16 protein-coding genes and 1 pseudogene are annotated in these 23,203 nt (G+C 71.0%); 10 read left to right on the top strand and 7 right to left on the bottom strand.

Features of this window, described 5'->3' with window-relative positions; genetic code table 11:
* Window positions 1-265: pseudogene (locus ABD378_RS02685) on the bottom strand (protein phosphatase 2C domain-containing protein); the annotation flags it as partial.
* A gap of 129 nt (window positions 266-394) precedes the next feature.
* Window positions 395-4,168: a S8 family serine peptidase gene (locus ABD378_RS02680; RefSeq protein WP_344518659.1), complete on the bottom strand. Its 3,774-nt coding sequence runs from the start codon at window positions 4,166-4,168 to the stop codon at window positions 395-397.
* Window positions 4,169-4,374: 206 nt separating this feature from the next.
* Between ABD378_RS02680 and ABD378_RS02675 the strand changes: the two genes are divergently transcribed.
* From ABD378_RS02675 to ABD378_RS02660, 4 genes are all read left to right on the top strand, one after another.
* Window positions 4,375-5,361, top strand: a complete 987-nt coding sequence (locus ABD378_RS02675) for a helix-turn-helix transcriptional regulator (RefSeq protein ID WP_344518658.1) — start codon at window positions 4,375-4,377, stop codon at window positions 5,359-5,361.
* 79 nt (window positions 5,362-5,440) lie between these two features.
* A complete protein-coding gene (locus tag ABD378_RS02670; RefSeq protein WP_344518657.1) occupies window positions 5,441-5,923 on the top strand; it encodes a DUF456 domain-containing protein in 483 nt (160 codons plus the stop codon).
* A 124-nt stretch (window positions 5,924-6,047) separates the two neighbouring features.
* Window positions 6,048-8,420 (top strand): glycosyl hydrolase family 95 catalytic domain-containing protein, encoded by a 2,373-nt coding sequence (locus tag ABD378_RS02665; protein WP_344518656.1) that lies wholly within the window; start codon window positions 6,048-6,050, stop codon window positions 8,418-8,420.
* 9 nt (window positions 8,421-8,429) lie between these two features.
* Entirely contained in the window at window positions 8,430-8,798 is a 369-nt protein-coding gene (locus tag ABD378_RS02660) for a PPOX class F420-dependent oxidoreductase (RefSeq protein WP_344518655.1), read from the top strand.
* A gap of 221 nt (window positions 8,799-9,019) precedes the next feature.
* On the opposite strand, the gene ABD378_RS02655 is transcribed toward ABD378_RS02660, so the two are convergent.
* From ABD378_RS02655 to ABD378_RS02645, 3 genes are all read right to left on the bottom strand, one after another.
* A complete protein-coding gene (locus ABD378_RS02655; RefSeq protein WP_344518665.1) occupies window positions 9,020-10,372 on the bottom strand; it encodes an AlkA N-terminal domain-containing protein in 1,353 nt (450 codons plus the stop codon).
* Window positions 10,373-10,470: 98 nt separating this feature from the next.
* Window positions 10,471-11,607 (bottom strand): ribosome small subunit-dependent GTPase A, encoded by a 1,137-nt coding sequence (gene rsgA / locus ABD378_RS02650; RefSeq protein ID WP_344518654.1) that lies wholly within the window; start codon window positions 11,605-11,607, stop codon window positions 10,471-10,473.
* A gap of 218 nt (window positions 11,608-11,825) precedes the next feature.
* Window positions 11,826-13,433 carry a flavin-containing monooxygenase gene (locus ABD378_RS02645; protein ID WP_344518652.1) on the bottom strand — a complete coding sequence of 536 codons (1,608 nt, stop codon included), beginning with the start codon at window positions 13,431-13,433 and terminating at the stop codon, window positions 11,826-11,828.
* 69 nt (window positions 13,434-13,502) lie between these two features.
* Here ABD378_RS02645 and ABD378_RS02640 point away from each other — a divergent pair, with 69 nt between their 5' ends.
* The 3 genes from ABD378_RS02640 to ABD378_RS02630 all read left to right on the top strand — a co-directional run bounded on the left by ABD378_RS02640 (window position 13,503) and on the right by ABD378_RS02630 (window position 16,072).
* The gene (locus ABD378_RS02640; protein ID WP_344518651.1) at window positions 13,503-14,498 is read left to right on the top strand and encodes an AraC family transcriptional regulator; all 996 of its coding nucleotides are present in this window, start codon (window positions 13,503-13,505) and stop codon (window positions 14,496-14,498) included.
* Window positions 14,499-14,620: 122 nt separating this feature from the next.
* Complete coding sequence (locus ABD378_RS02635) at window positions 14,621-15,853, top strand: cytochrome P450 (RefSeq protein ID WP_344518650.1); 1,233 nt, start codon at window positions 14,621-14,623, stop codon at window positions 15,851-15,853.
* Window positions 15,854-15,865: 12 nt separating this feature from the next.
* On the top strand, window positions 15,866-16,072 hold the full coding sequence (locus ABD378_RS02630) for a ferredoxin (protein WP_386546638.1): 207 nt from the start codon (window positions 15,866-15,868) through the stop codon (window positions 16,070-16,072).
* A 271-nt stretch (window positions 16,073-16,343) separates the two neighbouring features.
* Here ABD378_RS02630 and ABD378_RS02625 read toward each other — a convergent pair whose 3' ends face one another.
* The gene (locus tag ABD378_RS02625; protein WP_344518649.1) at window positions 16,344-18,887 is read right to left on the bottom strand and encodes a polysaccharide lyase family 8 super-sandwich domain-containing protein; all 2,544 of its coding nucleotides are present in this window, start codon (window positions 18,885-18,887) and stop codon (window positions 16,344-16,346) included.
* A gap of 140 nt (window positions 18,888-19,027) precedes the next feature.
* Here ABD378_RS02625 and ABD378_RS02620 point away from each other — a divergent pair, with 140 nt between their 5' ends.
* From ABD378_RS02620 to ABD378_RS02610, 3 genes are read left to right on the top strand one after another with little or no spacing between them, the layout of a single operon-like run.
* Window positions 19,028-19,627, top strand: coding sequence for a chemotaxis protein CheB (locus tag ABD378_RS02620; RefSeq protein WP_344518647.1), 600 nt, complete (start codon window positions 19,028-19,030; stop codon window positions 19,625-19,627).
* Window positions 19,627-21,552 carry a CheR family methyltransferase gene (locus ABD378_RS02615; RefSeq protein WP_344518646.1) on the top strand — a complete coding sequence of 642 codons (1,926 nt, stop codon included), beginning with the start codon at window positions 19,627-19,629 and terminating at the stop codon, window positions 21,550-21,552. The genes ABD378_RS02620 and ABD378_RS02615 overlap by 1 nt, the downstream gene beginning before the upstream one ends.
* Window positions 21,553-21,577: 25 nt before the next feature.
* Window positions 21,578-22,468 (top strand): GAF and ANTAR domain-containing protein, encoded by an 891-nt coding sequence (locus ABD378_RS02610; protein ID WP_344518645.1) that lies wholly within the window; start codon window positions 21,578-21,580, stop codon window positions 22,466-22,468.
* Here ABD378_RS02610 and ABD378_RS02605 read toward each other — a convergent pair.
* Entirely contained in the window at window positions 22,440-23,141 is a 702-nt protein-coding gene (locus ABD378_RS02605) for a pyridoxamine 5'-phosphate oxidase family protein (RefSeq protein WP_344518644.1), read from the bottom strand. The genes ABD378_RS02610 and ABD378_RS02605 overlap by 29 nt on opposite strands.
* Window positions 23,142-23,203: the final 62 nt, after the last annotated feature.

The raw sequence follows: 23,203 nt of genomic DNA, 5'->3' as shown, positions 1-23,203 counted from the left end.
CCTGGAGATCCGGGGGCGGCGGCTCCGGGTCGGGGAAGCCGCCGGGGCGCGGAAGCGTTCCTTCCCCGCCCCCGCCCTCGCCCGCGGGTGAGGGGTCGGCCACGCCCTCGCCCGCCGCCGCGGAGACCGCCGATGCGAACCTGTCGTCGAGGGTGTCGGCCACCTCGGCCGGCCCCGTGTCATGAGCGGAGTCGTCGTAGAGCTGACCCCACCAGTCGTCCTCCTGGCCGGAGGTTCCGTCGTGCCTCTCCCCCTGCTGGCTCATGCCCCTATTGTCGACCGCAGAGGCCGTACGAAACCGGTGCATCCGGAAATTCCGGCCACCGGAAGAGTGATGAGGGCCGCCGGGCGGGCCCACCCCCCACGGGAGGACCGCCCGGCGGTGTCTGTGTGTTTATCGCACGTCGTAGGCGCGAGCCACTGTCTGAGTGACGGAACTTCCGTTCGCATCCGTCAGTTCGGTCCTGAGCCAGACCTGCTTGCCCGAGGCGCCCGCGTGATGCACGGTGGCGTTCCACTTCCCTCCGGAGGCGGATGTCTTGGCCTCGGTCCAGGTCTTGCCCTCGTCGTACGAGTAGGACAGGGCCGCCGACTTGAGCGCGCCCGGCTTGTAGCCCGAGTGCCCTGTCGCCGCGATCCCAATCTTCTGGCCGTCCTTTGCCGCAAGCGTCTTCATGCCGTCCTCCGGCAGCCGGTAGCGCGGGAACAGCATCGGGATCCCCTGCCAGGGGACCTCCTCGTCGAGGTGCGAGCGGAACGCCCAGGTGGTCTGCGTGCCCGTGGACCGCTGCCAGACCTTCGAGCCGATCTTGTGCGTGGTGAGGGTGAGTTCGTACGCCGCGTCGTCGGCCGGGACCGTGAACACCCCGAACGGCCAGCCCGACTCGCCCACGACCTCGCCGTCCCGTTTCAGCTCTACGCTGCCGATGTCGCCGAAGCTGCCCTGGACCCCCGCATGTTCGCCGTCGTCCCAGAAGCCCGGCGCGACGCCGATCAGATTGCCCTGCCGTTCGGCCGCGAGCGCCTGCTTGCCCTGGGCGTCACGCGGCGCGGCGGGCGTGAGCACTCCCTCGTACCACTTCTCGCTGCGCCGCTCCCCCTTCTCGTACGTCCGCACCGGGTCGATCATGAACTCCCCGAACGGGAAGCTGCTTGACACCTGGTGGCCCCAGCCGGTCGTGCCCGCGGAGTAGTACTCGGTGCGCTTGCCGGGGGCCGGGACCGACTCGATGTCGGCGAAGTACACCTCGAGGCCCGACGGGCGGACGGCGGACGGCAGGTCCACGTAGTCCGTGGCGGTGCCCATCGCGCGGTACGTCGCCTCGTTCGCGGCGAGGTCCTTGTCCCGGACGCGGTAGGTGCGGTCGTCGCGGATCTGGCCGGTCTCGGGGAAGGCGAGGTTGTAGACGTAAGGGCTCTTCGCCATTCCCTTCCACTTCAACTCGACGTCGCCGTCGGACAGTTGGGAGAGGAGTGCGGCCGCCTCGGGCGTCTGGACGCCGAGGACCGGGAGCGGGGGTCCGGTGAAGCCGGTCGAGGGGTACCAGCGGCCGGGGGCCGTGCGGTGGGCGATGACGGCGAGTGCTCCCGCCGCCTTCGCGTTCGTCGCGACGGCGTTCGCGCTGCCGCTGTCCGGGACCTTGATGAGGGCGATCTTGCCCTTGACCCCGGCGGCTTCCAGCTCCGCAGGCGTACCGGACTTGGCGTCCACGAGCGCCGCCTTGCCCGTGCCGTCGAGGTTGGCCGAGCCGGTGGACGCGGTCACGGGGTGCAGCGACTTGCCGCCCACCACGGCCAGTTCGGTGAGGAGGGGCGCCGCGGCGCGCCAGTAGCTGCCTGACTCGAAGGTCCCGTCGGTGGCCTTGCCCTCGACGGACTGGTAGAAGCCGCGGATGGAGCGCGGTCCCGCCGCGGTGCCCGCGTGCAGCCAGTTGTCGGTGCCCCAGGTGCGGGCGAACCCGAGGGTGGCCCCGCGCACCTCGGACTCCTTGTCCGTCTTGACGGCGAGGCGGTGCGCCTTGCGGGCATCGAGCGTGACGGTCATGTCCTTCTTGACCTCGACCTGCGGCCGGGCGATGTGCGTGAGCGAGTCGGTCAGCGTGCCGCCGTCCGCGTCCGGTGTCGCGATGAAGCCGGTCAAGAAGTAGGCGCCGGGGCGGACTTGGTACGTCTGGTCGTTCGCGCCCTCGTTGAAGCGGCGCTCACCGCTGGCGTCGTCGGTGCCGATGAGGTCGACGGACGACGGACCGTCGGCGGGCTTCCCGCCGCGGTCGACGAGCTTCACGCGGAGGCTGACGGTCTCCGGCTGTACGTAGAGGGAGAAGGGCGTGGAGACCGCGACGCCCCCTTCGGCGCTCGCCAGGACGCGTCCGGTCACGTCGCCGTACTGCGCCTTCTTGAGGTCCGCGTCGGGGTCCAGCTTCAGCGGGACCTTGACCGTGGCCCCGGCGGGAACCTGCACGGAGCGCTCGCCGAGCTTGGCGATGCCCGAGCGCACGGCCGAGCCGTCGTTGCCGGTGACGCCCTGCACGGACAGCTTCAACTGCACTGCCTTGTCCGCGGTGTTGGTGTACGGGACGTCGACCGTGGTGCGGTCCGAGCCGTCCTGTGGCCAGCCGAAGCTGCCGCCCTGCACGGCGGGCGAGCCGAGCACCTTCTGGTCGACGGCCGCCTTCACGTCGAGCCGCCCGCCGCCCGTCTCGGTCACGTCACCGGGGATGCCGCTGTCCGCCGACGACACGAGGGCCGACTTGATCTGCTGCGCGCTCCAGTTCGGGTGGCGCTGCTTGACCAGGGCGGCGGCGCCCGCGACGTGCGGGGCGGCCATCGACGTACCGCTCATGGACTGGTAGGCGTAGACGCCCCTGCCGCCCGCCGCGGCGGCGGAGATCTCGACGCCCGGCGCGGCGATCTCCGGCTTGAGGGTGTGCGAGCCGTACGCGGGCCCCCGGCTGGAGAAGGAGGCCGTCGAGTCGTCGCGGTCGACGGCGCCGACGGTCAGGACGCCGGGCGCGCAGCCGGGCGAGGAGACGGAGTTGAGGCTCGGTCCTGTGTTGCCCGCGGCCAGGACGAAGAGGGTGCCCGTGCTCGACTGCGCCAGCTCCTCGGCGGCCGTGCTCATCGGGTCCGTGCAGTCGGTCCGCGCCGGGTTGCCGAGGCTCATGGAGACGACGTCGGCCTTCTCGTCGACGGCCCACTGCATGCCCGCGATGATCCACGAAGTGGCGCCGGAGCCGCTGTCGTTGAGGACCTTGCCGTGCAGCAGCTCGGTGCCGGGCGCGACACCCTTCTTCTTGCCGTCGCTCGCCGCGCCGGTGCCGCCGACGGTGGAGGTGGTGTGGGTGCCGTGGCCCTGGCGGTCCTCGTCGTCCGGGGAGTCGGTGAAGTTCTTGGTCGCGCCGATCCGGCCCTTGAGGTCGGGGTGCCCGGCGTCGGCGCCGGTGTCGAGCACGGCGACCTTGGTGCCCTTGCCGTCGTAGCCCGCGGCCCACGCCTCGGGGGCGTGCACCTGCTTGGTCGACTTGTCGAGAGTGGACTTGACCTTGGCGTCCAGCCACAGCTTCGTCAGGTCGGACGCGGAACGGGACGTGGGCGACGTGATGTCCGCCCAGAAGTCCGCGGCCTTCTTCTTGTCGGCCTTCAGTGCGACACCGTCGACGGGTTCGAGGACGAGCCCGCGCTCGGCGCCGCGCGGAGTGGCGGGCACCGAGCGCTTGACGTCGACGGACTTGTCGTACACGGCGATCAGCGGGAGCTTCTTGGCGTGCGCGTCGTCGTAGCCCTGGCGGACGAGCCCGGTGACGTTGAAGAGTTCCTCGTCGACCTTGCCGTCGGCTATCGCGTGGACGGCGCCCTCGGGGTAGACGTACAGGTCCTTGCCGGACTGCCTGGTCTGGACGAGGGGCACTGTGCCGTCGGCGCCGGGCAGGGCGGTCGCGCCCGCGCGGTCCTTGCCGTCGGACGTCACGAGGATGCGGTCGCCGGTGACGAGGGTGACGACGGAGCTTCCGCCGCCGCGCGAGGCGCTTCCCGTGCTACCCGCGCTTCCCACCAGCGGACTCGTGTCCGCCGTGTCCGTGCGTGGCTCGGCCACGGACGGGACGGCCGCGGTGACGGCGAGGACGGCGGCGGACGCCGCCCCCAAGGCCGTACGCGATATCGGGCGCATCGCTCTCCCCCAGGGTTGTCGGGCATGCGGAACCACAGCCGAAATCGGACCAAAGGCCGTATTCGCGGCTGCCGTTGGTGCTGCGGTGGCGTCACCTTGGCAGAGAGGCGGGGGGTGCGGGGATGATGTCCCGGGGCGGGTTTACGCCGTGGCTGTTTTCCGCCAGGGCGCCGTCGGAACGGATCCTTGGGGAGGGACGTCGCCGCATGCTGGCTGCGATAGGTCTGGACGAGACACACGAATCGGCGTACCGCGCACTGGTGGCGGTGGGCGCCGCCGACGTGCCCGATCTCGCGCGGCGGCTCTCGCTCGGCGAGCCGGACACGGTGCGCGCGTTGCGCCGCCTGGAGCTGGCCGGCCTCGCGGCCCAGGCGTCGGGCAAGGCGGGGCGGTGGGTCGCGGCCCCGCCGGGTGTCGCGCTCGGCGCGCTCCTGACCCAGCGGCGGCATGAACTGGAGAAGGCCGAGCTCGCGGCGAAGCTGCTCGCCGAGGAGTACCGCGCACAGGCCGCCGAGCCCGCGGTGCACGACCTGGTCGAGGTGGTGACCGGCGCGGGCGCGGTCTCGCAGCGCTTCCTCCAGCTCCAGCTGGGGGCGACCGACGAGGTGTGCGCCCTGGTGACCGGCAACCCGGTGGCGATCACCGGCATGGAGAACGACGCGGAGGCGCAGGCCGCGGGCCGTGGCGTCACCTACCGCGTGGTGGTCGAACGCTCCGTCCTCGCGCTGCCCACCGGCCTCATCGAACTGTCGACGGCGATCGGCCGCAACGAACAGGTGCGCGTCGTGGACCGCGTCCCGACGAAGCTGGTGATCGCCGACGGCTCGCTCGCGATGGTGCCGCTCACCACCTCGCGCACCGCGGAGCCCGCCGCGCTCGTGGTGCACGCGAGCGGCCTGCTCGAATCCCTGGCCGGGCTCTTCGAGGCGGTGTGGCGGAACGCGCTGCCACTGCGGCTCGGCGAAGGCGGCCACGCGGTCACCGAGGACGCCCCCGACGGCCCCGACGGCGCGGACCTGGAGATCCTGTCGCTACTGCTCGCGGGCCTGACGGACGCGAGCGTCGCCAAACAGCTCGACCTGGGCCTGCGAACGGTACAGCGCCGGGTCAAGCGCCTGATGGAGCTGACGGGCGTGACGACACGGCTGCAGCTGGGCTGGCACGCGTACGAGCGGGGCTGGGTGGCTCGCTGAGGCGGCCCCGGCCCGGCAATGAGGGCCGCGGAGACTGCCGCGACCTGCGGTTCTGCCCCGTTTCCTGCACGCTTGGCAGATGGGAGCCTGGGAACTCCTGCTGGTCGGAGTGGTGCTGCTGCTCGGGATCGGCGGAGTACTCGTACCCGGCGTGCCGGGGCCGTGGCTGGTGTGGGCCGCGGTTCTGTGGTGGGCGCTGAAGGACCCGGAGCCGGTCGCCTGGTGGGTCCTGGTCGGTACGTCCGTCGTACTCCTCATGGCACAGGGCATCCGATGGCTGCTGCCGCCACGGCGCTTCCGGCAGAGCGGTGCCACGCGCCGGACAGCGGTGTACGCGGGGGCCGGGGCGCTGGTGGGGTTCTGCGTGGTGCCGGTGATCGGGGCGATCCCGGGGTTCATCGGAGGGATCTACCTGTCGGAGCGGCTGCGGCTCGGTAGGCACGGGGAGGCGGCGACGGCGACGCGGACGGCTATGCGGGCGGGCGGGTGGAGCGTACTGACCGAGCTGTTCGCGTGCCTGCTGATCGTGGCGGCTTGGCTGGGGGCCGTGATCTGGGGCTGAGCCCCGACCGGGCGTCGGGCTTCACATATATGTACTGCCATCGGATCTCTCCCGACTCATTGACTCGCTGCCGCACCCTCTCTAGCTTTCAGCGAGGTAAAGCTCCGATGACTCGGGAGATGCGATGCCAAAACCGTCCAGAAGAACCGTGCTCGCCACCGGACCGGCGGTCGGCGGCGCGCTGATAGCCGGTGGCCTGCCCGCTCAGGCCACCGCCGCCTCCCGGGAGACAGCGGAGGCAGCGGAGGTGAGCGCCCCCGGCGACCCCTGGCGCACCGTCCTCGACGACGCCGACCTGGTCTGGCAGAAGCTGCCGAAGACCTGGTACGAGGGCCCTTACCTCGGCAACGGCTTCCTCGGCTCGGGGATCTACGCCGAACCGAGCACCCAGCCGGGCGGCGAGACCACGGCGCTGCGCTTCAACATCCAGCACTCCGAGGTACAGGACCACCGCCCCGAGTTCGGCTCCCTCTTCGGCCTCGCACGCCTGCCGATCGGCCACTTCACCCTGGAACCCGTCGGCAGGATCACCGGCATCGACTGGCGGCTGCGGCTGCGCGACGCCGAGCTGACGGGCACCCTCACCACGGACAAGGGCACCCTGAAGCTCCGCGCGCTGGTGCACGACACGCGCTCCGTCCTCGCCGTCGAGGTCACCGCGAGCGCGGGCGAGCGCGGCTTCCGCTGGGTGTTCCACCCGGCGGAGGCGATCAGCCCGCGCGCCGCATTCAAGCCGCTGCCGGAGGGATACGCGGGCAACCCGCCCGCCGGGATCAAGGAGTACGACGGCGTGACGGCCGCCGTACAGCCGCTGCTCGCGGGCGGGCAGCACGTCACCGCGTGGCGGGAGCGGACGCGGGGCGAGACCCGGACGCTGTACGTGAACGTGGCGCACTCGCACCCGAGGACGACGGCACGCGACCGCGCGGTGCGGACGGTGCGGGGTGCGGCGGGCCTCTCGTACGACGGGCTCGCGAGGTCGCACCGGGTCTGGTGGCACGCGTACTACCGCAAGAGCTTCCTGTCGCTGCCCGACGCCCGGATGCAGCGCTTCTACTGGATCCAGCTCTACAAGACGGCGGCCGCCGCCCGCCGCGACGCCCCGGTGATGGCGACCTGCGGCCCCTGGCTCGAACCGACGCCATGGCCCAACACCTGGTGGAACCTGAACGTTCAGCTGGAGTACTGGCTGATCCACGGCTCCAACCACATCGAACTGGACGCCGTCACACGCGCGTTGAGCGAATTCCGGTCCAACCTCACCAAGGAGATGGCGGCCCCCTACCGCGCCGACTCCCTCGGCATCCCGCGCACCACGGACCCGTCCCTGGTGAACGGCGCGTCGGTGACGGACGGCGGCTACGGAGTCGGAATCCCCGGCCAGGACCCGCCGACTCCCGAGGTGGGCAACCTCACTTGGGCGCTGCACAACGTCTGGCTGAGCTACCGCCACACCATGGACGAGTCGATCCTGCGAGACGTCCTCTTCCCTCTCCTGCGGAAGGCGGTCACCTACTACCTGCACTTCCTGGAGCCGGGCGCGGACGGCAAGCTGCACCTCCCCGCGACGTACTCGCCCGAGTACGGCGGCAACTCGCGCGACTGCAACTACGACTTGATGCTGCTGAAGTGGGGCTGCCGCACACTCCTTGACGTCGCTGAAATCCTGGGCGTGGACGACAAGTTGGCGCCACGATGGCGGGAGGTCGGCAGCAGACTGGCCGCGTACCCGACCGACGCGAACGGCTACATGATCGGCGTGGACATCCCCTTCGCGAAGTCGCACCGCCACTACTCCCACATGCTCGCGGTGTACCCGCTGTACGAGGTGACGGGGCGCACGGCGGACGAACGCGCCCTGATCGAGCGGTCCTTGGCCCACTGGGTCGGCTTCGAGGGCGCGTTGCAGGGCTACACGTTCACGGGCGCGGCGTCCATGTCGGCACTGCTCGGCAAGGGCGAGGACGCACTGAAGTACCTCGGGCAGCTGATGTCTCGCTTCATCCAGCCCAACACCATGTACAAGGAGTCGGGCCCGGTCATCGAGACCCCGCTCTCCGCCGCGCAGTCCCTGCACGACATGGTCTGCCAGTCCTGGGGCGACGTCATCCGCGTCTTCCCCGCGCTGCCGTCGGCATGGGCGGACCTCACGGTGCACGACTTCCGTACGCAGGGGGCGTTCCTGCTCAGCGCGGTGCGGGAGGGCGGGGCGACCCGGTGGGTACGGCTCGTGAGCGAGGCGGGGGCGCCGTGCGTCGTGCGGCACGGCATCGCGGGGGCGATCGACGTGCGGGACGGGCGTGGGCGCCATCTGTCGTACGAGGATGTGGGCGAGGGCGGGGGCGGAGGCGGAGGCGGAGGCGGAGGCGCCGTCAGGATCGCCCTCGGGCGGGGCGAGTCGGCGCTGATCACCGCCAAGGGTGACCGGCCGGATCTGCGGATCGCTCCGGTCGAACCGAACGAGGAGGCACCGCGGTGGGGCCTGCCCGCGGCTTAGGCTCGCGCCATGACCGAATTCAGCGAGGCCGAGCGGGCGTACCTCAAGTCCCAGCGTCTGGGCCGGATGGCGAGCGTCGACGCGACGGGGCAGCCGCAGGCCAATCCTGTCGGGTTCTTCCCGCAGGACGACGGGACGATTCTGATCGGCGGGTACGCGCTGGGCACCACCAAGAAGTGGCGCAACCTCCAGGGGAATCCGAAGGTGTCACTGGTCGTGGACGACATCGTGAGTGAGCGGCCGTGGAAGGTGCGGGGGGTCGACATCCGCGGCGATGCCGAACTCCTCACGGGTCCCCATGAGTTGGGCCCTCACTTCAGTGAGGAGCTGATCCGGATTCATCCTCGGCGGATCCATAGCTGGGGGCTGGAGCAGTAATTTTCCCCAACCCCACCCCTTCCCGAAAACCGTGCCTGCGCCCCGGACCTACCTGGGGCTCCGCCCCAGACCCCGAACAAGATGTCCTCAAACGCCGGACGGGCTGGAAATCCAGCCCGTCCGGCGTTTGAGGACGAACTCGGCGAAGCCGGTGATGACGGCAACCAAGGCCCCCGCGCCGAGCGGGTTTTCGGGAAGGGGCGGGGTTGGGGAACGAGTCCCTAGCCCGCCGCCAGCACATGCCGGACCCCGTAAGACCGCCAAGGCCGCCACGCATCAGGCGCCCCCACCCCGGGCAGCCCCACATCCGGGTCCCCCAGAGCCCGCATCCGAACAACCGCCACAACCCCCGCATCCACCCCCTCCAAAGCCAAGAGCCCCGCCTCCGCGTCCTCCCGGTCCGCCCCCGCGTCCAACCGCACCCGTCCATCGGCGAGCGCAGCAGCCAGCTCCCCCAAGGGCCCCGGCTCCCCGGCAAGCGCTCCCGGCTCGGGGAAGACATGGGTGAGGGACCCGCACGGCGCGTCCAGCGTCTTCCCGTACCGGTCCACGAGCAGCGACGCCGCCCCACTCCCCACCAGCGCCCGCACCGCGAACTCATCGGGGTCCGCCGCGCCCGGCGACCGCAGGCCGGGGGCCGCGGCGACCAGCGGAGCCAGCCGCGCATCCGCGCCGAGCCGCTCGTCGACGGCGTACGGATCCGCGTCGAGGTCGAAGAGGCGCCGCAACCGCTGCACGGCGGTCGTGAGGTCACGGAGGTCGGTCAGGTGGAGCCGGGCGTCCAGCCAGCCACCGGCACCGTGGTCGCTCTCCTCGACGGCCACGATCCCCGTGCCGTACGGAAGCCGCAACGTACGCCGGTAGGTCCGACCGCCCCGCTCCCCGCTGACCTGCTCGATCCCGGCGACGGCCTCATCGGAGAGCAGGTCGAAGACGGCACCGCACTGGTAGGCCCCGCGGTAGGCGAGCCGCAGCGGCACCCCGGCGGCGGGAGTGGCCCGTCCCGCGCCCCCGCCACGCGGCGCGGCGCCACGCAGCGCGGTGGGCGTCAGGGCGTACACCGCCCGGATCGTGTCGTTGAACTGCCGCACGCTGGCGAACCCAGCGGCGAACGCGATCTCCGTGATCGGCAGACCTGTGGTCTGCAACAACACCCGTGCGGTGTGCGCCCGTTGGGCCCGCGCGAGGGCGACGGGCCCCGCGCCCAGCTCGGCGGTGAGCTGGCGCTGCACCTGCCGCGAGCTGTAGCCGAGCCGCACGGCGAGACCGGAGACGCCCTCGCGGTCGACGACACCGTCACCGATCATGCGCATGGCGCGGCCTACGACGTCCGCGCGTACGTTCCACTCCGCGGACCCCGGCACGGCGTCCGGGCGGCAGCGCCGGCAGGCCCGGAATCCGGAGCCCTGGGCGCCGGCCGCTGTGGTGTAGTAGCGGACGTTCTTGCGCTTCGGGGTGACGGCGGGGCAGCTGGGCCGGCAGTAGATGCCGGTGGTCTCGACGGCGAAGAAGAACTCACCGTCGAAGCGCGCGTCGCGGCTGCGAACCGCCTCGTACCTGGTCTCTTCATCGATCACGTCTTCCAGTCTGCGCCCTCGCCCGCACTTCGGCTGGCGGAATTCGGACACCGCGTTGCGGGGGCGCCCGAGCACCCCCGCGACGCTGCCGCTGCCTAGCGGATCCGGCCCCGCTTGGCCTCCATGGCCGCCTTGCCCTCCGCGCCCCGCAGCTTCCACATGCGCCGCATGTCGGCCCGGAGCTTCGCGTCCGTCTTGGCGACGATGCGCTGGTTCTCGCGGATCAGCTTGCGGTAGCTGTCGAGGCGGCGGTCGGGGAGCGTGCCGTCCTCCACGGCCGCGAGCACCGCGCAGCCGGGCTCTGCGGTGTGGGCGCAGTCGTGGAAGCGGCAGTCGGCCGCGAGCTCCTCGATCTCGGAGAAGACCTGGCCGACGCCGTTCCCGGCGTCGAAGAGGCCGACGCCCCGCAGGCCCGGTGTGTCGATGAGGACACCACCGGCGGGGAGCACGAGGAGGTTGCGGGTCGTCGTGGTGTGGCGGCCCTTGCCGTCCACGTCACGGGCGGCGTTGACGTGCATGACGTCCTCGCCGACCAGCGCGTTGGCCAGCGTCGACTTGCCCGCTCCGGACTGGCCGAGCAGGACGGACGTACCGCCGGAGACAACGGCGCACAGGATGTCGACGCCTTCCCCGGTGGTGGCGCTGACCGGGAGCACCTGGACGCCGGGAGCCGTCGTCTCCACGTCCTCGACGAGGTAGGACAGGCCCGTGGCGTCCGGGACCAGGTCGGCCTTGGTGAGGACGACCAGCGGCTGGGCCCCGGACTCCCAGGCCAGGGCCAGGAAGCGCTCGATCCGGCCGAGGTCGAGCTCGACGGCGAGCGAGACCGCGATGATCGCGTGGTCGACGTTGGCCGCGAGGATCTGCCCCTCGGACCGCTTGGAGGAGGTGGAGCGCACGAAGGCGGTGCGGCGCGGCAGCAGCGTACGGACGTACCGCGGATCGCCGCCTTCGGGGTCGACGGCGACCCAGTCCCCCGTGCACACGACCTTCATCGGGTCGCGGGGCACGACGAACTCGGTGTCGGCACGCACTGTGCCGACCGGGGTGATGACGTCGCACTGACCGCGGTCGACGCGCAGGACACGGCCGGGCAGCAGACCCTGCGCCGCGTACGGGGTGAAATCGGCCTCCCAGTTCTCGTCCCAACCGTAGGGCGCGAGAGCGTGCGAAGAAGACGGAGAAGCCGAAGAAGACGGAGAAGAAGGCTGCGGAGATGCAGAGGAAGACAAGGGGTGACCCTTCACAGGGTGGCCCCGGCGCACGCGCGCACTGGCGCGTGGAAGAGAGGTAGGTCAGCCGGTGGCCACGGAGGTGGAATGAACGGACTTCGCGATGCGGGCAGCGCCCATCTCAACGGCAGCCATCGGTCACACCTCCTGGATCACACTCAGCCTGCACCGGCAGCCGATCGGCTGCCGGACGAACACAAGGAACCCTAGCTTCGGGCTCAGGCGGAGCGCCAGCTCTTTTCCCGCCCGGCAGCGACCGGGCGAGCGACGGCCGCCGCGCGGGCCCGGCGCACGGCGGACAGCGGTGTGGGCGCGAGCGTCTTGCGCAGGTTGGTGCGCATCGTCGACGCGGCGTCGAGCACGTAGTTCTGCCGGACCTTCCAGGGGCCGCGGTCGCCCTGCCGGGGGAAGGCGTCGATGGAGCGCTGGACGTAGCCGGAGGCCAGGTCGAGCAGCGGGCGTTCGTTCAGGGTGCTGGTCGGCCTCGGTTCCACCGCCGCGTAGTCGTTCTCGCGCATGTGGTTGAGCACCTTGCACACAAGGCGCGACGTGAGGTCGGCGCGCAGCGTCCAGGAGGCGTTGGTGTAGCCGATGCAGACCGCGAAGTTCGGGACGCCGGTCATCATCGCGCCGCGCCACACGAACTGCCGGTTCAGCTCGACCGGTTGGCCGTCGACGCGCGGGGAGATGCCGCCGAAGGCGAGCAGTTGGAGCCCGGTGGCGGTCACGACCACGTCGGCCTCGAGGACGCGGCCGGACTTCAGCCGGATGCCCTCGGGGACGAAGCGGTCGATGTGGTCGGTGACCATCTCGGCGGCGCCCGTCTTCAGGACCTCGAAGAGATCGGCGTCGGGCACCGCGCACAGCCGCTGGTCCCACGGGTCGTAGGACGGAGTGAGGTGGTCGGCGACGAGCTGGTCGTCCTTGACGATGCGCTTGTTGAGGCCGGTGAGCAGCTTCCGCGCGGCCTTCGGGCTGCGCCGGCAGAACTGGTAGAGCCCGATGGTGAAGAGGATGTTCTTCGTCCGTACGACCCGGTGGGCCGCGTTCGCGGGCAGTACGGCGCGGATGCCGTCGGCCAGCCTGTCCCGCGAGGGCAGCGAGCCGATCCAGGTCGGGGTGCGCTGCAGCATGGTGACGTGCGCGGCGCTCCGTGCCATCGCGGGCACCAGCGTGACGGCGGTGGCGCCGCTGCCGATGACGACCACGCGCTTGTCCGCGTGGTCCAGGTCCTCGGGCCAGAACTGCGGGTGCACGACCGTGCCGGTGAAGGAGTCGACGCCGGCGAACTCCGGGGCGTGCCCCTGGTCGTAGTTGTAGTAGCCCGCGCAGGAGTACAGGAAGTCGCAGGTGACGGTGGTCAGGGTGCGGCTGCCGTCCTGCTCGGTGCGCTCCAGCGTCACGGTCCAGCGGGCCGTCGCGGTGGACCAGTCGGCGCCGACGACCTTGGTGCCGTAGCGGATCCGGCGGTCGATGCCGAACTCCGCCGCCGTCTCCTTGATGTAGCCCAGGATGGACCGGCCGTCGGCGAGCACCTTCGAGTCGCGCCAGGGCTTGAAGGCGTAGCCGAGCGTGAACATGTCGGAGTCCGAACGCACTCCCGGGTAGCGGAACAGGTCCCAGGTCCCGCCCATGGACTGCCGCGCCTCGATGATCGCGTACGAGCGCTCGGGGCACTCGGTCTGCAGCCGGTAGGCGGCACCGACGCCGGAGAGACCGGCGCCCACGATCACGACGTCGATGTGCTCGGCATCGATGTGCTCGGCCGGGTCAGCCGGTGCGGCGGGGGCGGCGGTCCTTGGGTCTGCGTCTGCGGAGTACGTCATTCCTTCAGTGTCCGGAAGCACACCCGGAAGGAATTGACCCGGGACGACAGATCTTTGACCCTGGACGACATGTCCGTGATCAGATCGGCGGGGCTGCGCGGTTTCCGCGCCACGGTGGCGGAGCTCGGCGGCGACGCCGAGGCGTACGCCCGGCAGGCGGGCTGCCCCACGGGCGCTCTCGACGGGGACGACCTCCTGGTGCCCGAGGAGGCGATGGCCACGGTACTTGAGCTGGCAGCCGAGGATCTCGGCTGTCCTGATCTCGGCCTGCGCATCGCGACCCGGCAGGACTTGGGCATGCTCGGCGCCCTGGCGCTCGCCATCCAGAACTCCGAGACCCTCGGAGACGCCATGGAGTGCACCACGCGCTATTTGTTCGTCCACGCGCGCTCCCTGAGCCTCAGTCTGGAGCCGGATCCGTACGGCACTCCCGGGGTCGCTGCCCTGCGCTACGGCGTGCGCGACGGAGTCGAGGCGCCACCCCAGGGCATCGACCTCTCCCTGGGGTTCATGCACCGCGCCATCGTCTACCTGGTCGGTCCGTACGGCCTCGGCTCGGTCGAGCTGCCGCATCCGCTGCTCGCCCCGCTGTCGGTGTACGAGGACTTCTTCGGCGTACCCGTGAAGGCGGACCGTCCCGCGGCCCTGCTGCGTGTCCCGCTCAGCCTCGCCGACCGGCCGCTCGGCGGCGGCAACGCGCATCTGCGCCGCCTCGCGCTCGCGTACCTCGACGAGCAACTGCCCAGGGAGCGGACGGACATCGTCAGCGGCGTCCGCGCCGTCGTCGGGCGCTCGCTCGGCACCTCGCCGCCCGAGATAGGGACCGTGGCGCGCCTGCTGAACGTCCACCCACGGACCCTTCAGCGCAGGCTGCGCGCCGCGGGTACGACCTTCGCCGAGGTCATCGACGAGGAGCGGCGCAGCGCCGCCCATCGCTATCTCACCGGCACCGACCTCCCCCTGGGCCAAGTCGCCCTGCTCCTCGGCCTCTCCGAGCAGTCGGCCCTGAACCGCTGCTGCCGACGCTGGTGGGGCACGACGCCCCGGGCGGTCCGGAGGGGATGATTCCGGCCAGATTCGCCCGCCGAAAAGGGAGTTATCTGGCTTGTCTTGCCGTGGACCAACTAGATGCCCCAGGCATCCAATGGGACAGGTAAAGGGAGCCCCTCCGCTTGTGAGGTAAGTCCATGACGGAATCAGTCGCGTCCCAACCGCTCACGCCCGAAGCGGCCGTGTCCGAACCAGTCGCCTTCCCGCAGGACCGTACGTGTCCCTACCACCCGCCGAAGTCGTACGAGCCGCTCCGCGAGGCCCGGCCGCTCTCCCGGGTCCAGCTGTTCGACGGACGTTCCGTCTGGGTGGTCACCGGACAGGGGACGGCCCGTGACCTGCTCATCGACCCGCGCCTCTCCACCGATCGCGAGAACGAGGCGTTCCCCGCGCCGACCGAGCGCTTCGCGAAGGTGCGCAACCGCCGCCTCGCCCTGCTCGGCGTCGACGATCCCCTGCACAACAAGCAGCGCCGCATGCTGATCCCCAGCTTCTCGGTCAAGCGGATCGCCGCGCTGCGCCCCCGCATCCAGGAGACGGTCGACGGGCTCCTCGACGCCATGGCCGCACAGGGGTCACCGGCCGAGCTGGTCGGCGCGTTCGCGCTGCCGGTTCCGTCCATGGTGATCTGCGCCCTCCTCGGTGTCCCTTACGCCGACCACGAGTTCTTCGAGGAGCGCTCACGCCGGCTGCTGCGCGGCCCCCGCGCCGAGGACATCGAGCGGGCACAGGACGAACTGGACGCCTACTTCTACGCGTTGATCGAACGCAAGCAGCGGGAGCCGGGCGACGGGCTCCTCGACGAGCTGATCCACCGGCAGCTCTCCGAGGGTGCGCTCGACCGCGAGGAACTGGTCAGCCTGGCGACGATCCTGCTGGTCGCGGGGCACGAGACCACGGCGAACATGATCTCCCTGGGTACGTTCACCCTGCTCCAGCACCCGGAGCGGCTCGCCGAACTGCGCGCCGAGCAGACGCTGATGCCCGCTGCCGTCGAGGAGTTGCTGCGCTTCCTGTCCATCGCGGACGGACTGCTGCGGGTGGCGAAGGAGGACATCGACGTCGCCGGCAGCACCATCCGCGCGGACGACGGCGTCATCTTCTCCACCTCCCTCATCAACCGCGACGGCACGGCCTACGAGGCGCCGGAGGAACTGGACTTCCACCGTGCCGACCGCCACCACATCGCCTTCGGGTTCGGCATTCACCAGTGCCTCGGGCAGAACCTCGCCCGCGCCGAGATCGACATCGCCCTGCGGACGCTCTTCGCGCGGATGCCGGAGCTGCGCCTCGCGGTGCCCGCGCGGGAGATTCCGTTCAAGCCCGGCGACACGATCCAGGGGATGCTCGAACTCCCCGTCGTTTGGTAGGAGATGGAGGAGATGAGCGTGCGGGTCCATGTGGAACAGGAGCGGTGCGTGGGCGCGGGCATGTGCGCGCTCACCGCTCCGAGCGTCTTCACCCAGGACGACGACGGCTTCAGCGAGGTGCTTCCCGGCCGCGAGGACGGCGGCGGCGATCCCTTGGTGCGCGAGGCCGTGCGGGCCTGCCCGGTGCAGGCCGTCACCCTCACCGTCGACGACTCCTGAAGGGACCGGGCGGGCTCAGTGGCCCCGCTGCCAGGCGGCGAGGTCCTTGCGGCGTACGGAGCGCAGTCCAGCGGTGCACGGCGCGGACCGGGCCCGGGCGGCCCGCGTCGGCGGCGCGCATCACGCGGACACCGAGGAGCAGCTTCCCGACGCTGCCGCGCAACAGCAGCGTCAGGACACACTGGTTGGTGAAGGACACCACCGGTACTGCCCCCGTGGATCACTCATCCCGGCATCATGCCGCACACCAGCGACAACGCCCCAGCTGAGGCTAACCGCGCAGCGTCACCGTGAAGCTCCGTCCGTACGCGTGGTGGGTGTCGACGTCGATCCGGGTCCCGCCGTGGACCCGGCTCACGCGCACCCCCTCGTCGGCCGTCACCACCCGCAGGGAACGGCCCCGGAGCAGCACGCCGACCCTGTCGCGGTCCATCGTCGGATCGGACACGGCCACGGTGGTGGGGCCGCGCCGCTCGCGCCGTACGAGCACCGATGCGGGGCCCTCGATCCGCATCCCCGCGGCCTCATGGTGTCCGGCGGTGAAGCTGTTCGCGGCGGTCAGGCCGAGGCCCGCGTGGCTGACCGCCTGCAGCCGCACCGTGTTCGCGAGGACCTTCAGGGGCTGCCCGCCCCGGTACGACCTCAGCCCCGCCTCGCCCGCGTTCGGCACCAGCGCGTAGGCCAGGGAGACGGGCCGGGCCCCGGCCGCCCCGTCCACCGTCACGCCGAGCACCGTGCGCGTCACCGCGGTGTCCGGGTTCGCGGTGCGGACGACCCGGCGGCTGCGGGTGACCTTGTCCAGGGCGACCCGCACCTTCGGGGTGTCCAGGAATACGTAGCCGACGGAGGTGCGCCGCGTGGCGTTGGCGTACCGCAGCCACCGGAGGTCGCCCGTGCCCGCGCCGGTCCACGGGCGGCCGTCGCGCAGCTCCCCCGTGACGGAGACCTGGTCGTCCGGCGCCGCGGTCCTGGCGTCGACCGTCGTCGTCACGGCCCGCCCCGCGCCGTCGCCCACGCCCGCCGCGAGCACCACGATCTCCTCGTCGAGCAGGAACCACGACTTCGTCGCCGTCGCGTTGCGGTGGACGACGAAGTCGTCCGGCAGCAACTCCCGGTCGTGGAAGGCGGCATCACTGGACTGCACGGCCCCGACCGCGCCGTACGCGCCCAGGACGGCGCCCCCGGAGTGCTGGTTGGTGCCGCGCGGGAAGTAGACGTACTTGTTCTGCGACTCGGAGGACGAAGTGAAGTTCAGGGGGTGGCCCGGGTTGTCGTAGTACGGCTTCCCGTACAGCTCCGGGACCGTCCTGCGCAGCTCGACCGGCGCGGTGACGCCCGCGAGGCCGTACGGCGAGACCGTGGTGAAGTAGTCGACTCCGTACGCCTGTGTCTGGTCCTGGCCGGAGAGGTAGAGGTAGTACGCGCCGTCGCCCTGGAACCACGGCATGAGGTTCTCGCCGCTCATGTACTCGTACTTGCTGATCCGGTCGGAGCTGCGCGCGAGCGCGAAGGCGTAGCCCGGTCTGCGGTGGACGTTCTTGTCCATGGCGTTGAAGGCGACGCTGCGCGAGGCGGGGTTGAGGTCCGCGGGCGGGACGGAGGCGTCGCCGATGATGTCGGCGTAGCGCACGATGCTGACCGGCGAGACGAATCCTGTCGGGTCGAGCGCGGCGCGCGAGGTCGACCGGATGTGCTTCACATAGCTCTTCAGGGCGGTGGCATCGGCGCCGGTGGAGAGGGAGGAGAGGTCGACGACGGCCTCGACGACGACCGCTACGTCGACGTAGCCGCCGTCAGGACGCGACACCGCGCGCCCCTTGACGATCTCCATCATCCAGCCCTCGAAGATGAGCGGCGCGAAGCCGTCGCGCACCCACCGCTGGACGGTCGGCACCAGTTCCTCGCCGTGTGCGAAGCCCGTGCCGTCGAGGATCTTGAGGGTCTGCACGACCCGGGTGAGCAGGCCTTTTCCGTACGAGCCGGTGTACGCGACGGAGGCGTGCTGGATGAAGGAGCCGTCGGCGTAGTAGCCGTCCGTCACGCCGTGGTTCAGGCGGTAGGGGTCGATGGTGACGAAGACCGTCAGCTGGTCGGTGAGGGCCTTGCGGATACGGGCCTCGCCGCCCGCGCCGATGAGAGCGCCCTGCAGGATGCGGTTGGTGGTGATGTCGGCGAGGTTGGCGCCGGTGTGGAAGCGCGAGTCGAGGTTCACATCCCCGTCGGTGCCGTTGCGCAGGTAGGCGTCCATCGAGGCGACGTACGTGGTGATGAGGCCGGGCTTGTAGGTCCGCACCTCGTCGACGAGGAGGGCGAGGGTCTTGCTGACGTGCTGGGAGATGCCGATCTCCCAGTTGAACCAGTTGCCGTAGTAGCCCTTGGACTGGTCGCCGTAGTAGCGCTCGTGCAGCCATCCCAGGCCGTCGATGACGCGGCGCTGGACAGCGGTGTCGCCGTAAAGGTCGGAGGGGGTGCCCGGCGTGCGGGTGGCGAGGGCGATCTCGTACAGCCGCTTGAAGGCCGTGTTGAGGTTGGCGTCGTCGGTGCCGAGCACCAGTCCCGCGAAGAGCTCGCCCTCGCCCGCGTCGTCCATGGACTTCAGGTTCGTCCGCGCGGTCCTGTCGATCGCGGTGAGTTTGGCGGCTGTCTCGGGGCGCGCGTTGGACTCGGTGGTCCCCGCGAAGATCCCGACGGTGTTGGCCAGGAGGCGCGCGCTGTCCGCCGCGGCCTCGGCGGCGCTCACGGGCAGCGCGGGGATCACCGCCAGGAGACCGGCGGCCGACAGGGCGGACAGCAAGCGTCTGCGGGTGATGTCCATGGCGACCTCCGCCGGTGAGATGGCGATCTGGCGTTCTGGCGGGCGGAGTCAAGCAGATGGCCCGGGCGGCGACAAGGGTGAGTGCCGCGCCGCCCTGCGCCACGGCACCGATCGGACCACCAGCGGCTAGTCTCGACGGTGTGAGGTCGGAACAGCGCGCATCGGGGCCGTACGCCGTCGTGGCTTTCGCGGCGTCCGCCGGCGGTGTGCAGGGCCTCGGCGAGATCCTGGGCGGGCTCGGACCCGATCTGCCGGTGCCGGTCCTCGTGGTCCAGCACCTGGATCCGCGCCATCGCACGCTCCTCGCGGAGGTCCTCGCCCGGCGCACGGAGCTCTCCGTGAAGCTGGCGCAGGACCAGGAGCGCGTCGAGCCGGGGACCGTGTATCTGGCGCCGCCCGACCGGCATCTCCTCGCGGGGCCGGAGGGCGTGGTCACGCTGTCGAACAGTGAGGTCGTGAACTTCGTGCGTCCCTCGGCCGACCTGCTCTTCGAGTCGGTCGCCGGAGCGTACGGATCGCGGGCCCTCGCCTGCGTGATCACCGGTACCGGCGTGGACGGCGCGATGGGCGTGGAGGCGGTCAAGTCGCGCGGCGGCACGGTGATCGCCGAGGACCCGCGGACCGCGCAGTTCGCGGGGATGCCCCAGGCGGCGGTCGAGACCGGAGCCGTGGATTTCGTACTCCGTATCGAGGAAATCGCCGCGGCCGTCCGCGGACTGGTCGAGGACAAGAGGCAGTGATGAGCGAGTCGCCCGAAGCGGGGACAGGGCATGGCGCCGAGCCGGGGGCCTCGGAGCATCCCGGGAGCGCGCCCGCCCCGGCCGTCGATCAGGGTCTTGAGGACCTGCTCTGCTTCATCCGCGACGCGCGCGGCTTCGACTTCACCGGTTACAAGCGGTCCACCCTCGGTCGCCGCATCCGCAAGCGGATGGAGGACGTCGGCACGGGTGACTACGCCGACTACCGCGATCTGCTCGAGACCGACACCGTCGAGTTCCGCACGCTCTTCAACACGATCCTGATCAACGTCACCTCGATGTTCCGCGACCCGGACGCCTGGGAGCTCCTCCAGCGTGAGGTGGTGCCCGAGCTGATCTCGGGGCTGGGCGCCGACGACGAGATCCGGGTGTGGAGCGCGGGCTGCTCCAGCGGTGAGGAGGCGTACTCACTGGCCATCGTCTTCGCGGAGGCCCTCGGCATCGAGGAGAGCCTGAACCGCGTCAAGATCTACGCCACGGACGTCGACGAGGAGGCGCTGCGTGACGCCCGCGCAGGACAGTACCCGGCGCGGAACCTCGAATCGCTCGCGGTGGAGCTGCGTGACAAGTACTTCGAGCGGCACGGCGACCACTACGTCTTCCGCCCCGACCTGCGCCGCCGGGTGATCTTCGGCCGCCACGACATCACCCGCGACGCCCCGATCTCCCGCCTGGACCTCCTCGTCTGCCGCAACACGCTGATGTACTTCAACGTCGAGGCGCAGGCCCAGATCGTCGACCGCTTCCACTTCGCCCTGCGCGAGGGCCGCTATCTCTTCCTCGGCAAGGCGGAGATGCTCCTGAGCGACGGCGAGCGGTTCGAGGCGGTCAACATCCGCCAGCGCGTCTTCCGGCGCCGGCCCGGCGGCAGCGCCACTCCGTACCCCGCGATCCCCGCGAAGATCAGGCCCGGTGTGGGCATCGAGGCGCAGGCCGCCACGCGCACGCGCCAGCTGCGGGACCTGATCCTCGACGCGGCTCCGGGCGCCGCCGTCGCCCTGGACGGCGACGGCATCCTGGTGATGATCAACAACGAGGCGCGGTCCCAGTTCGGTCTCACGACCCATGACGTGGGACGCCCCTTCCAGGACCTGGAGATCTCCTACCGGCCCGCCGAGCTCCGCTCCCTGATCGACCAGGCCACCCATGAGCGCCGGACCCTGCGGGTGAACGGCGCCGAGCGGCGCGTCGGCAACGAGATCCAGTACTTCGACATCGTCGTCCAGCCGATCGCGAGCGGCCCCGGCCTTCCGGTCGCCACCAACGTCACCTTCACGGACGTCACGCTGGCCATGCAGCTGAAGGCCGAGGTGAAGCGCGTACGCGAGGACCTGGAGACCGCGTACGAGGAACTCCAGTCCACCAATGAGGAGCTGGAGACCACCAACGAGGAACTCCAGTCGAGCATCGAGGAGCTGGAGACCACCAACGAAGAGCTCCAGTCCACGAACGAGGAGCTGGAGACCACCAACGAAGAGCTCCGGTCCGGCAACGAAGAGCTCGAGACCATGAACGACGAGATGCGGTTGCGCTCGACGGACCTGGACGAGGCGCGGGCCTTCCTGGAGGGCGTGATGAGCAGCATCGCGGCCGGTGTTGTCGTGCTGTCCGCCGATCTGCGGGCCAGGAGCTGGAATCGCGGCGCGGCGGATCTGTGGGGGCTGCGCGCCGACGAGGTCCTGGGTGAGCCGTTCTTCGAGCTGGACTTCGGACTGCCGACCGACGTCCTGCGCGAGGTCGTGCGGGAGTGCGTCGCGTCGGGCAAGCGGTCGGGCCCCGTGGTGATCCCCGCCGTGAACCGCATCGGACGGACCATCGACTGTTCGGTCGTGTGCTCTCCGTTCGACGGACACAACGGAGGCGTCGTCCTCCTGATGGAAGACCCCGCCGATACCGGCGGCAGTTGACCGGGCGAGCCGTATTCTGGTGAACATGAGCGCCATGGAAGGCAGTTCGCTGCCGGTGGGCGGCCAGGCCGATGCCGCCTGGCAGCGTGCGATCCGGGCGAACCAGCGTGCGGCGCGGGAGACGGCGAGCGCCGAGCGGCACGAGCGGCTGTACGCGGAGAGCGGCCGCGAGTTGCACGCCGCGATGGCCCGGCGCCACCGCGCGGTCGCGGACCGGCATCTCACCACGGCCCGGCTCCAGGAGTCCTACGCCCGCCGGGTGACGGAGTGGGCGGCGGGCCGCGACAGGTCCCGGCCCGCGCAGGCGCGGGGCGAGAGCCGCCCCTTGTTCATGGCCTCGGTCGCGGAGGCCTGTGGGACGCGCAGTGCCGCGCTGACGCTCGTCGCGGCGGACCTGAGCCAGCTCGCGGTCGCCGCTTCGGACCGGCCCTCGCGGGGCGCCCAGGATCTGGAGTACGTCCTGACCGAGGGCCCGGCCCGTGACGCGGTCCGCGAACGCCGGGCGGTGTACGCGTCGGGCGCCGCGCTGGAGAGGCGCTGGCCCGGTTACGGGTCGGGGCTCGCCGCCCTCGGTCTGCGTTCCGTGGCGGCGCTTCCGCTGAAGGTGTCGTCGGACTGCATAGGGGCGCTCACCGTCTTCGATTCCTCGTCGGCCCTCGCGAGGTCGGGCAAGTTCCGCGGGGTCGCCGCCGCGCTTGCGGAAGGCGTCCTGATCGGCCCGGACTCGGATCCCGGGCTCTACGGCGGCGCGGATCTGCGTGCCGTGGTCCATCAGGCCGCAGGCGTGCTGTCCGAGCAGTCGGGCAGTCCGGTCGCCGACGCCCTGGCGCTCATCAAGGCGCGGGCGTACACCCTGGGCGTGCCCCTCGACACGGTGGCCCGGCGCGTCATCTCCGGGGAACTGAAGCTCCGCTGACCCTCCCGCCGCGCCCGGCGATGTGCGGCGGGACCGCGATGCCGGGCGGGAGCAGCGGGTCGGCGACCGGGGTGCCCCAACTCGCCGTGAGGGGAAGGTTTCCGGCCCAGACGCCGAGCTCCGCGTCCGGTCCTTCGCCGTCGTCCGGAGGGCCCACGCTGGTCTTGACGGAGGCCTCCTCCAGGGAGAGGGCGAGCAGTGTCGTGGCAGCGAGCTCCTTGCGGCTCGGACGCCTGGCGTAGTCCCACTGGCCGGGGGTGGCGTGCTCGGTGAGCAGGCGCAGGCCCGTCAGTTTCTCGTCCGGGTCGGTGACCTTGCGGGGGACGCCGTAGATCATCGCGCTGCGGTAGTTGACGCCGTGCTCGAAGACCGAGCGGGCCAGGATCAGGCCGTCCACGTGGGTGACGGTGACGCAGACCGTCGCGCCGGGGTCGGCTGCCAGGCTGCGGCTCGCGACCGAGCCGTGCAGATACAGCTGGGTGTCGTCACGGCCGTAGACGGTCGGCACCACCATGGGGTGCCCGTCGACGACGACGCCGAGATGACAGATGAACCCCGCGTCGAGGATCGCCTCGAGGTCGGCGCGGTCCAGGCTGCCTTGCTCGCGCAGGCGGCTGTGGCGGGTGCGTTCGGTCTGCGGGAGCGTCCCGCTCTGCTGCTGGCTGGTGGTCACGCCTCCGCAAGCTACCGATATCGCGTCGAAAATGCCATGCCTCAACGAATTACAACCGACGC

This window comes from Streptomyces rectiviolaceus (genome assembly GCF_039533825.1).
GTDB lineage: Bacteria > Actinomycetota > Actinomycetes > Streptomycetales > Streptomycetaceae > Streptomyces > Streptomyces rectiviolaceus.
This window is presented reverse-complemented; position numbering and strand designations above follow the sequence as displayed.